The 12,380-nt window shown below is 67.2% G+C and carries 4 protein-coding genes; 1 reads left to right on the top strand and 3 read right to left on the bottom strand.

What is annotated here, in order from left to right; translation table 11 throughout:
- Window positions 1-31 precede the first annotated feature (31 nt).
- The gene (locus ACO073_RS23410) at window positions 32-1,279 is read right to left on the bottom strand and encodes an MFS transporter (protein WP_422000751.1); all 1,248 of its coding nucleotides are present in this window, start codon (window positions 1,277-1,279) and stop codon (window positions 32-34) included.
- A 303-nt stretch (window positions 1,280-1,582) separates the two neighbouring features.
- Between ACO073_RS23410 and ACO073_RS23415 the strand changes: the two genes are divergently transcribed.
- The gene (locus ACO073_RS23415) at window positions 1,583-3,397 is read left to right on the top strand and encodes a B12-binding domain-containing radical SAM protein (RefSeq protein ID WP_422000753.1); all 1,815 of its coding nucleotides are present in this window, start codon (window positions 1,583-1,585) and stop codon (window positions 3,395-3,397) included.
- Between the two features lie 35 nt (window positions 3,398-3,432).
- On the opposite strand, the gene ACO073_RS23420 is transcribed toward ACO073_RS23415, so the two are convergent.
- Window positions 3,433-6,168, bottom strand: coding sequence for a leishmanolysin-related zinc metalloendopeptidase (locus ACO073_RS23420; RefSeq protein ID WP_422000755.1), 2,736 nt, complete (start codon window positions 6,166-6,168; stop codon window positions 3,433-3,435).
- A gap of 359 nt (window positions 6,169-6,527) precedes the next feature.
- Window positions 6,528-11,951, bottom strand: a complete 5,424-nt coding sequence (locus tag ACO073_RS23425; protein ID WP_422000756.1) for a leishmanolysin-related zinc metalloendopeptidase — start codon at window positions 11,949-11,951, stop codon at window positions 6,528-6,530.
- Window positions 11,952-12,380: the final 429 nt, after the last annotated feature.

Raw genomic sequence — 12,380 nt, forward strand, 5'->3', positions numbered from 1 at the left:
CGAACGCCCGGTGACGGTCAGGGTTGCACACCTATCGACCGTTGGCGGCCGCCTGCAGGCCCCAGAGGTGGTGGCGCCATCGCAGCGCGATCGCGAGGGTGCAGACGATCCCGACCAGGCTGTAGAGCGAGCCGGTGGCCGCGAATCCCAGGCGCTCGACCATCGGTCCCGACAGGAGCAGGCCGAGCGGCAGGCCGTAGACGGCCAGCATGCGCACGCCCATCACCCGTCCGCGCAGGGCGGGAGCGGCGCCGCGCAGCAGCAGCACCGCCATCGGGATCATGCAGAAGCTCTGGACGAAGCCCGCTACGAACAGGATCGCCTCGCCGAGCGGCGCCCAGCGGACCCACGAGAAGGCGAGGTTCAGCGCGAACCAGACTCCGGCGGCCAGCAGCATGGTGCGGGCCGGGCGGAGCGCGGCGCCATGGGTCGACAGCAGGATCGAGCCGCAGAGCGCCCCGCCGGCAAAGCAGGCGATCAGCCAGCCGAGGCCGGACTGGCCGAGGCCGTAGAGATCGCGCGCGACATAGGCCAGCAGCGAGCCGACCAGCGGGTAGGCGGCGAAGTTGACCAGGAAGGCGAGCAGCATCAGGGCCCGCATGTCGGGCGTCGCCCAGACGTAGGAAAAGCCCTCGCGCAGCCCGCGCAGCACGGACGCCCGCGGCCGTTCGCCGAGGACGCGGACCCGGCGCAGGCCGACCTGGGTGGTGAGGGCGAGGCTGAGGGCGTAGCAGGCGCAGACGGCGACATAGGCCGGGCCCGAGCCCAGCAATGCCACCAGGCTGGCGCCCGACAGGGCGCCGACGACCCGGGCCGAATCGGCCGTCGTGCGCGAGACGCCCATGGCCCTCATCAGGACGTCGGCCGGCATGGTCTCGCCCACCAGGAGATTGCGCAGGGTGATGTCGGACGGCCTGACCAGGCCCATGACCGTGGCCAGGGCGAAAACTGACCAGGGCTCGGCCGCATCGGCCAGGAACAGGCCGGCCAGGGCCGCCGCCACGCCGAGATAGGCGGCCCGCATCAGGCACAGGAGGTTGCGGTTGCCGAACCGGTCCCCGGCCATGCCGAACAGGGGCGAGATCAGGGTGCCGAGGAACTGCAGCGAGCCGAAGGCGGCCAGCGCCAGGACCGACCCGGTCGCGACCAGCACGAACCAGCCCAGGATGACCCCTTCCATCTCGAACGCCCAGGAGGCCAGCAGGTCGGCCGGCCACTGGAAGCGGAAGCTCCTGACGCGAAAGGGCGCCAGGCCCGGCGCGCGCGCGACCACACTCACGTCTTGTCCGTTCCCTCCCCCGGCCGGCATCTCGAGGCCCGCTCGGGACAGGGACAGATTGGCGGCCGGTCCCTCGCGTCACAAGCGACGACAGGACATGGGTAATGTCCGTCCATTGCGCAGCTTTGCCGGCCATACCCCTAAATCTTGAGCAGGTATTTACCCGGCTGATGCAGCCAATTTCATTGTCGCAGTTGCGTTGCAGGGCTCCGCAGAGCATTGTGAAATAGGTAAGCCGTCAAGCGGTGGCAGACGCTCGAATGAGCCGCGCGCGGGTATGAAGACTTGGGAGAAATTTGCGCGATGGGCGATGCCGACAGAAAGCGTTCGACCTTCCATCTGGTCCTGATCAAACCGACCCACTACGACGACGACGGCTATCCGATCACCTGGCTCAGGTCGCACATCCCCTCCAACACGCTGGCCGCGCTGTACGGGCTGGGCGACGACTGCCGGAACCGGCAAATCTTCGGGCCCGACGTCGATATCGAGATCCATCCGCTCGACGAGACCAACACGCGCGTCCGGGCCGACCGGATCGCCGCCGACATCAGGCGCGGCGGCGGCAGGGGCATGGTCTGCCTGGTCGGCGTCCAGTCCAACCAGTTCCCGCGCGCCGTCGACCTCGGGCGTCAGTTCCTGAAGCTCGGCGTCCCGGTCGCGCTGGGCGGCTTCCATGCCGCCGGCTGCCTGTCGATGCTGCCGGTCGTGCCGCCGGAGATCCAGGCGGCCATGGACATGGGCATCTCGATCTTCGCCGGCGAGGCCGAGGAAGGCCGGCTCGACACGATCCTGCTGGACGCCTGGAACGGCACGCTGAAGCCGCTCTACAACTACATGGACGATCTGCCGGGCATCGAGAATGCACCGACGCCTCACCTGCCGCCGCCGGCACTGGCGCGCAACGAGGGCAAGCGGTCGAGCTTCGACCTCGGCCGCGGCTGCCCCTTCCAGTGCTCCTTCTGCACCATCATCAACGTGCAGGGCCGCAAGAGCCGCTTCCGCACGGCCGACGATCTCGAGGCGATCGTCCGCGAGAACTACAAGCAGGGCATCACGTCGTTCTTCATCACCGACGACAACATGGCCCGCAACAAGCACTGGGAAGCGTTCTTCGACCGGCTGATCGAACTGAAGGAGAACGAGGGCATCGAAGTGTCGCTGATCATCCAGGTCGACACGCAGTGCCATCGCATCCCGAACTTCATCCACAAGGCGCGCTGGGCCGGCGTCTACCGCGTTTTCATCGGGCTGGAGAACGTCAACCCCGACAACCTGCTGGCCGCCAAGAAGCGCCAGAACAAGATCACCGAATACCGCAAGATGCTGCAGGCCTGGCACGAGAGCGGCGCCTCGACCTGGGCCGGCTACATCCTGGGTTTCCCCGGCGACACGCGCGAATCGATCCTGCGTGACATGGAGATCATCAAGAAGGAGCTGCCGCTCGACATCCTCGAGCTGTTCATGCTGACACCGCTGCCGGGCTCGGAGGACCACCAGACGCTGTGGAAGCAAGGCGTGTGGATGGATCCCGACCTCAACAAGTACGACCTGCACCATCGCGTCGTCCATCATCCCAAGATGAGCGACTCCGAGTACGAGCAGACCTATCGCGACGCCTGGCGTACCTACTACACGCCCGAGCACATCGAGACGGTGGCGCGCCGCCACGGCGCCATTCCCGGCCGCAACCCGGCCGAGCCGGCGCAGTTCATGACCATGTTCAAGATCATGTTCGAGGCCGAGGGCGTGCACCCGCTGGAAGGCGGCATCGTGCGCATGAAGTATCGCCGCGACCGGCGCTACGGCATGCCGATCGAGCCGTTCGGCCTCTTCCATGCCAAGCTTGCCGCCGAGACCTGGAAGAAGCTCCGGATCTACGCCCGGCTCGCCTGGCAGGGCTGGCGCATCGGCCAGAAGGTCCTGCACGATCCGAAGCGGCACGAGTACATGGACCTCGCCCTGACGCCGGTGGTCGACGAGGACATGGACAAGCTCGCCCTGTTCGCCGAGACGTCGGGCGGCGCCGCCGCTGTCGACAAGCGGCGCGGCGAGGACCTGGCCCGCGCCAAGGTGACGGCCCAGCGCAACCAGCAGCGGCTGGAAGCGGCGGAGTAGCGCCGACGCCCCTGCTTCGGCGGAGGGCGTGGCGCTCACGCCCGCAGCGGCAGCGCGTCGTCCTCTTCGTCGTCGCCGATCCAGGCAAAGGGGATTGTCTCGGCAATACCGCCGACGAGCCCGTACCAGGCCGGACCGGCCGTCCCGCGGCCCGACAACGAGGCGTAAGGCGTTCCGGACAGGACGCTGCCCGACAGGGTCGTGCCTCCGCTGCCGCTTATGATCGGTGTCGTGCCGCCGCTGCTCGTCTGGAGGGTGCCGGAGCTGCTGGCGTGCCCCGGCATCGTGTAGCTGTCGGCCGCCGCGTAGTTCACCGCGTATCCGAGATCGCGCAAGGCACCGACCGTCAGGATGCTGAGCGGATTGGGCGCGCTGCCGATGTAGCCGGTCATGATCTCGTTGCCGAACACCGAGTCCGACCAGTGGACGCCGGCCGTGCCCGAGCCACCGCCCGTCTCGAGCGGCACGCTGCCGGCGCCGGCATTCCCGCTCAGGATCCGGAACGCCTCTATGCCGCCGGTGCCGATGTAGTTGTAGCCGCTGCGCAGCCCCATCGCGCTCCACAGCGTCCCGAACCCCAGCACGTGGCCCATTTCGTGGGTGATGACGTCGGTCAGGATGCCGCTGTTCGCCATCGACGCGAGGTCGGCGGAATCGAAGCGCATGACGCCGTGGCTGGGCAACAGCGAGCTGGTGCGCACCTCGTCCGGCCCGGCCTGGCCCAGGATGCCGCCCACGCCGTCGATCGAGGTCACGCTGGCGCTGATCAGCAGGTCGTCGATGGCGCCCCAGAGGGCGCTCACGACATCGGGGATGTCGGCGGCGATCACCCGCTCCCAGCGCTGCGCCGCCGCGGTGAAGTACGACTGGTAGGCGGAGCTGCCCGAGTAGCTGATGGTGATATTGAAGGTGCCGAGGCCGATCGTCCCGTCGCCGTTCAGGTCCTGGCGCAGCGTGGTCTCGAGCTGCCTCAGCGTGGTGCTGCTGCCGGACAGGACGCCGGTGTCGGCGAGGTACGCACCGGCGCCATTTGTCGTCCACACCGTGTACTCGTCGCTGCCCTGCTTCCAGGCAACGACGTATCCGCCGCCGGACGCCTCGGCTCCGATAGGGGCCCAGGAACCGAACTGCCCGAAGACCGCCGCGACGGTGCCGACGCTGAGCTGCGGGCCCGCAACGCTGCCCAGGAAGTAGGTCCCGAGCGTCTGGACCAGCGCCAGGGAGCCGACGCTTTCGATCGTCGTGACCGAGGCCACCTGCCCGTCCCGGTTCAGGTCCTGGCCCAGCGACGGCTCGAGCGAGCGAAGGGCGACGGACGTGCCGGCAACCGCACCGATGTCGCCGACGTAGCCGCCGCCGGCATCGGTCTTCCACACCGTATAGGTGTCCGTGCCCGCCAGCTGCCAGGCCACACGATAGCCGCCGACCATCGCCTCGGCGGCTATCGGCGTCCAGCTCCCGAACTGGCCGTCGGTCACCGCGGCGCCGCCGACCGTGAGTGCCGGACCGACATTGGCGCCATTGAACAGGAAATAGACGTCGCCGACCTGCGTCAGATGGATCGCGCCGGCGCTGTCGAGCACCGTCGTCGACGGACCGACGATCGAATCGCCGTTCAGATCCTGGTGAAAGACGTTCTCCCACGCGGTGAACGCGTAGCTCCCTCCCGACACGGCGCCGATGTCGCCGAGATAGGCGCCCGCGGCGTTGGTGCCCCAGACCGTGTAGACGTCGGTGCTGCCCAGTCGCCACGCCACGTAGTAGCCGCCGCCGCCCGCCTCGGCGGCGACAGGAGTCCAGTCGCCGAACTGGCCGTCGCTCACCGCGGCCCCGCCGACCGTCAGGGCCGGGCCGGCATTGGCGCCGTTGAGCAGGAAGTAGGCGTCGCCTACTTGCGTCAGGTGGGTCGCGCCCGTGCTCTCGATGACCGTCGTCGGCGGACCGATCATCGAATCGCCGTTCAGGTCCTGCTGGAACACGTTCTCCCACGCGGTGAACGCGTAGCTCCCCCCCGACACGGCACCGATGTCGCCGAGATAGGCACCCGCGGCGTTGGTGCCCCAGACCGTGTAGACGTCGGTACTGCCCAGCCGCCACGCCACATAGACGACGCTGCCGCCAATCTCCGCCGCCAGCGGCGTCCAGTCGCCGAACAGGCCGTCGGTCACCGCAACGCCGCCGACATTCAGCGCTGGACCGGCATCCGCACCGTCCAGCAGGAAGTAGGTATCGGCCATCTGCGTCAGGCGGGTCGCGCCCGTGCTATCGATGACCGTCGTCGGCGGACCGACGATCGAATCGCCGTTCAGGTCCTGATGGAAGACGTTCTCCCACGCGGTGAACGCGTAGCTCGCGCCCGACACGGCGCCGATGTCGCCGAGATAGGAGCCCGCGGCGTTGGTGGCCCAGACCGTGTAGACGTCGGTGCTGCCCAGCCGCCACGCCACGTAGTAGCCGCTGCCGCCTGTTTCCGCCGCCAGAGGGGCCCAGTCGCCGAACAGGCCGTCGGTCACCGCAATCCCACCGGCATTCAGGGCCGGACCGGCATTCGCGCCGTCCAGCAGGAAGTAGGCGTCGGCCACCTGGGTGAGATGGGTCGGCCCCGCGGTATCGATGACCGTCGACGCCGGCGCGACATCGGCGGGGGCTGCCACGGTAGCGCCGTCGCCGGCGGCGCCATCGACGGTCGTCCCATCGTCCGGAGGGTCGACGGCGTCGATCAGCAGCGAGGCCGCCAGCGTATCCGTCTGGAGCGGACCATCATCGAGCATCAAGGACACCGACCAGGGCTTTCATGGCTCAGGACAGTCAGTCGATACGCCGCGGGCGCGGAAGCAGAAGCGCGAACCGGCACGGCCATTGCCACTATAGAGAGCGACGCGCGCCGGCAGAAGAACTACCTGCGCGAGCCTCGCGCGATGATCTTTTCGGCGCGCCTCGTGCATATTGCCCGATGTGCGTGGCGTCCCGGCGAAAATCGGTCGTATGCAGGGATTTGTCGCGCCGGGCCGGCGCGGGCCGCGGCGCCCCAGCTTCGGGACGTCGCCGCGGCGCCCGCGACCGAAAGCCATGCCAACAAGCAGCGGCCGCCAGCGGCGGCAACACGCCGGATCGGGGCCCCCGCTCCAGCCTAGGCCGTCAACGTGTAGGCGTCGGCCTTGGTGTAGTCGACGGTGTAGCCGAGGTCCTGCAAGGCGCCGATCGTCAGGATGCTCAACGGATTGACCGCACCGGAAAGGAAGCCCGTCATCCGCTCGTTGCCGAAGATGCTCTCGGACCAGTGTCCCCCTGCGGTGCCGTCGCCTCCGGTCGTCTCCAGCGGGACGAACGTCGCCGACGCGTTGCCGCTCAGCTGCCGGTACGCTTCGAGGCCGTATTCACCGACATAACCGTTCGTATCCGTCAGGCCGAACAGGCTCCACAGCGACCCGATACCCAGGACGTGGCCGATCTCGTGGATGGCGACCGAGAGAAGCCGGTTGTCGGAGCGCATGAAGCTGAGATCGCCGCTGTCGATCGAGATGTTGCCGTGCACCGGCATCCAGCCGTCCCCGAGCTCATCCCAGTCGGCGGACGCCAGGACGCCGTTGCGACCGTCGATCGCATCGACCGTGACGTCGATCCTCACATCGTCGATCGTGCCGTAGGCCGCGGTCACGCTCTCCGTGTCCGGCAGGTCGCTGGTGATGATCTGCTCCCAGCGCTGCGCCGCCGCCTCGAAGTAGAGACGATAGCCCTGATCGCCGTGGAAATGGATGTCGATGTCGAATGCTCCCGTCGAGGGCAGGCCGGCCGTGCCATCGCGGTTGAAATCCTGATGGAAGACGCCTTCGGCAGCCTTGAGCAGGATGCTGTCGCTCTGCAGCGTTCCGATCGTCTGCACCGTGAACCTACCGGCGCTGTCGACGTCGTCGACCCTGTAGACATTCGAGTCGGTGAACATGGACATGACCTGGAAGCCGTACTCGCTGGTCCAGTCGACCGCGATCGGCACGTACGTATTGGGAAGCAACGGGCTGGTCACCACCTGTCCGCCACTGTTCGACTTCAGCAGGACCCCGGTCGACGAGCCCGTCTGATAGGCATAGAAATCATCGCCCTGCTTGACCAGCGTGCCCGAGCCATTGGCCTCGATCACGCCGTCGGGAATGCCGATGACGCTGTCGCCGTTGACGTTCTGCTTGAAGAAGGTCTCCCAGATCTTCAGCTCGATGCTGTTTGCCGAAAGGATGCCGAGCGCCGAGGCGATGAAGTTGCCGGCCCCGTCGGTCCGTCCAACCTGGTACTCGTCGAGATTCCCGGCCCTCAGCACGACCTTGTATAGCCCGGCGATATACTCTGCGGCGATCGGCTTCCAGAGGTCGTCGCCCGTCACCGCCACGCCGTCGATCTTGAGCTCGAGCCCGTCGCGCGACCCGAGGTGATAGGTATTGGTGAGGGTACTGCGATAAAGGGTCGAGGATCCGCTCGACTCGACCGTCACGCTGGTCGGGCCGATCACGCCGTCGCCGTTGAGGTCCTGCAGGACGTCGCTCTCCATGTCCTCCACGTCGGGGCTCGAGGCCGCGTACGCCTCGCCTCCGCCGAAGAAGGGAGCCATGTCGGCGCCGAACCTGGCAATTTCCTCCCTGTACAGGTTGGACCCTACACGGTTGAACACCACGTCGTAGACGTCGATCCCTTCGGCCCATTCTTCCGCGGCGACCGGAACCCAGTTTCCAGCTCCGCCGGCGAAGCCGAGGATCGTGTCGCCGGCATGCAGTTGCGGGCCGCTGCCGCCGCTGGAGGGGTTGAGGAAGTAGCCCGAGCCAATCCTCACCAGCGTGGTCAGCCCGGTCGATTCGATCACCGTGGAAGCCGGTGCCAGCCCGTCGTTGTTCAGGTCCTGCTGGAAGACGTGCTCGTAGTACTCGGCGCCGAATGCAATGCCGTTCATGACACTGCTGGCGGCAAGAAAGTTGCCGTTGCTGTCGAGATTCCACACGACGTACTGGTCGGTGCTGCCGAACTTCATCGCCAGCTGGTAGATGCCGGCGGTGGCGTCGGCGCCGATCGGCGTCCAGGCATCGGACTGCACGAAGGCGGTTCCGTTCAGCATCACTGCCTTGCCGTCGACGGTGAACGTGTCGGCGATCCGGACCAGCGTCGCCGCGCCCGACGATTCGATCACCGTCGTATCAATGCCCGTCGTGCCGTCACCGTTGAGATCCTGCTGGAAGGCGGTCTCGGTCGACTGCAGGGTCGAGTTGATGCCCAGCATCGTGGCGCCACCCGACACGAAGTTGGCCGCGCTGTCGAGATTCCAGAACTTGTACTGGTCAGTGCTGCCGAACTTCAGCACCAGCTGATAGCCGCCGCCCGCGACGGCCTCCGCTCCGATCGGCGTCCACGCGTCGGTTTGGGCGAAGGTGGCGCCGTTCAGCTTCACGGCCTTGCCGTCCACCGTGAAGGTGTCGGCGATCCGGACCAGCGTCGTGTCTCCCGAGCTTTCGATCACCGCCGTATTGATGCCGATGGTGCCGTCACCGTTCAGATCCTGCTCGAAGACGGTTTCCTGCGATTCGAAGTCGTAGGTGAATCCGGACACGGCGACGTTGCCCGAGACGTAGTTGCCGTTGAAGTCGACGTTCCAGATCTTGAACTGGTCGCCACTGGCGTTCTTCCAGGCGACGAGGAAGCCGCTGCCGTTCACCTCGGCGCCGATCGCCGACCATCCGGCGAAGGTATCGGCCGTCACGTGGGTGCCGTTGAACTTCAGGATCGTGGCGATGCCGTTGAGAGCATAGGTGTCGGCCAAGCGGTACAGCTTGACCAGCCCGGCACTCTCGATCAGCGTCGACTTCAGGCCGATGGCGCCGTCGCCGTTGATGTCCTGCCCCAGGGTGCCTTCCTTCGTCTGGAAGGCGTAGCTCGTGCCGGCAAGCACCGAGTCGCCGCTCACATAGTTGCCGCTGCCGTCGGTCTCCCAGACCTTGTATTCGTCCGTTCCGGCATGCTTCCAGATCACCCGGAAGCCGCCCGGCACGGGCTCGGTTCCCGCGGGCGTCCAATCCGGGAACCGGCCGACGGTCACCGGCACGCCGGCGAACTTCAGCATGACGTCGGTGCTGTTGAAGCCCACGAAGTAGGTGTCGCCGACCAGCGTGAGCCGGCCCGCGCCGACGGACTCGATGGTGGTCGAGACGAGGCCGGTGGTGCCGTCGCCATTGAAATCCTGCTGGAAGGCGGGTTCCAGCGATTCGAGAGCGTAGCTCGTCCCCGCGACCGCGACGTTGCCCGACTGGTAGTTGCCGGCACCGTCGACCGTCCAGATCCTGAACTGATCGCCGCCATCGTTGCTCCAGACGACGCGGTAGCCGCCGTTGCCCGTCGCCTCGGCGCCGACCGGCGACCATCCGGCGAACTGTCCCTCGGTGACGGCGGCGCCCGAGAACTTCAGCTGCACGCCGCTCGCGCCGTCGAGGAAGTACTCCCCGTCGATCCGCACCAGGCTGGTGGCGCCGACATTCTCGATGACCGTGTTCGACGCGAACCCGGTGACGCCGTCGCCGTTGAGATCCTGCTGGAAGGTCGGTTCGAGCGCCTTCAGGGCGAAGCCGCCGCCCACGACCTGACCGACCAGCGTCGACACGTAGGCGCCGCCGCTGTTGGTCGCCCACACCTGATAAAGATCGTAGCCCGTCGCCTTCCAGGCAACGTCGAAGCCGGTGACGGTCTGCTCCGCAGCGAACGGCGTCCACGGGCCGTTCGCCCCCGCCATCACGGCGGTGCCACCGATGCTGAGCTGCGGGCCCGATGCGCCGAGGTAATAGTAGTCGCCGACCTGGAGCAACGACGTCGAACCGCTCGATTCGATCACCGTCGTCGGCAAGCCGGTGACTCCGTCGCCATTCAGATCCTGCTCGAAGCTGGACTCGAGCAGCCTGAGAGCAGCGCTCGTCCCCGCCACCGGCCCGAGCATCGTCGACATATAGGCGCCGCTGCTGTTGGTCGCCCATACGATGTACTGGTTGTAGCCCGTCGCCTCCCAGGCGACCTCGAACCCGCTCGCCGTCTGCTCGACGGCAACCGGCGTCCACGGACTGTTCGCCCCCGCCACAACGGCGGCGCCGCCGATGCTGAGCTGCGGACCCGACACGCCGAGGTAAAAATGGTCGCCGATCTGGACCAGGTCGGTCGCGCCGTCCGTCTCGATCGCCGTCGTGACCAGGCCCGTCGTGCCGTCGCCGTTGAGGTCCTGCTGGAAGCTCGTCTCCAGCGCCTGCAGCGCGGCGTTGCCGCCGGGCACCGGCCCGACCATCGTCGACACATAGGCGCCGGCGCTGTTGGTCGCCCATACGATGTACTGGTTGTAGCCCGTCGCCTCCCAGGCGACCTCGAAGCCGGTGGCCGTTGCCTCGACGGCAACCGGCGTCCACGGACTGTTCGCCCCCGCCACCACGGCGGCGCCGCCGATGCTGAGCTGCGGGCCCAAGGCGCCGAGATAAAAATGGTCGCCGATCTGGACCAGGTCGGTCGCGCCGTCCGTCTCGATCGCCGTCGTGACCAGGCCTGTCGTGCCGTCGCCGTTGAGGTCCTGCTGGAAGCTCGTCTCGAGCGCCTGCAGCGCGGCGTTGCCGCCCGCGACAGGGCCGACCATCGTCGACACATAGGCGCCGGCGCTGTTGGTCGCCCATACGATGTACTGGTTGTAGCCCGTCGCCTCCCAGGCGACCTCGAACCCGCTCGCCGTCTGCTCAACGGCAACCGGCGTCCACGGACTGTTCGCCCCCGCCACCACGGCGGCGCCGCCGATGCTGAGCTGCGGACCCAAGGCGCCGAGATAAAAATGGTCGCCAATCTGGACCAGATCGGTCGCGCCGTCCGCCTCGATCGTCGTCGTGACCAGGCCTGTCGTGCCGTCGCCGTTGAGGTCCTGCTGGAAGCTCGTCTCCAGCGCCTGCAGCGCGGCGTTGCCGCCGGCCACCGGCCCGAGCATGGTCGACACATAGGCGCCGCTGCTGTTGGTCGCCCATACGATGTACTGGTTGTAGCCCGTCGCCTCCCAGGCAACTTCGAACCCGCTCGCCGTCTGCTCGACGGCAACCGGCGTCCACGGGCTGTTCGCCCCCGCCACCACGGCGGCGCCGCCGATGCTGAGCTGCGGACCCAAGGCGCCGAGATAAAAATGGTCGCCAATCTGGACCAGATCGGTCGCGCCGTCCGCCTCGATCGTCGTCGTGACCAGGCCTGTCGTGCCGTCGCCGTTGAGGTCCTGCTGGAAGCTCGTCTCCAGCGCCTGCAGCGCGGCGTTGCCGCCGGGCACCGGCCCGACCATGGTCGACACATAGGCACCGGCGCTGTTGGTCGCCCATACGGTGTACTGGTTGTAGCCCGTCGCCTCCCAGGCGACCTCGAAGCCGGTGGCCGTCGCCTCGACGCCGATCGGCGTCCACGGACCGTTCGCCCCCGCCACGACGGGAGCGCCGTCGATGGTGAGGATGGGGCCCGACGTGCCCAGGCGATAGTTGTTGTCCACCTCGACAAGCGTGGTCGAACCGTCTGCCTCGATCACCGCCGTCAAATGCGCCGGCTGTCCGTCGAACCCTCCCTCGGCAGATGGCTGCGGCAAAGACAAGTCCAGAGGTCCAAGGCTGCTTTCGTCGTCGAATATCATCACGAACTCACAGGACCTTCGCCGTTTGCCGATCCATCAACGCGTGTTTGCGTCATTGGAAGGATGGCGCCGGCATAAAGGACCCTGCAACCGTAGGGTAGTAGAGCGACGATATGCTCGACGTTAAATTTTCGTTCTTGCTCGTTGCATGCAACTTACGCGCGTGCTCGGCCGGCGCGTGAACTGGCGAAGCAAGTGACTGCGACGCGACGCATCGAGTTTCGGCCCACGCGGGCCGGGCGCCAGCCAAGAATCGAGTACGAGTACGGTTACGCTTGCGCCATGTTCACAACGTCGCCGAGGCCGCGCAGCGAGACGATGCCAGGA

It is taken from the genome of Reyranella sp., from assembly GCF_965229815.1.
GTDB lineage: Bacteria > Pseudomonadota > Alphaproteobacteria > Reyranellales > Reyranellaceae > Reyranella.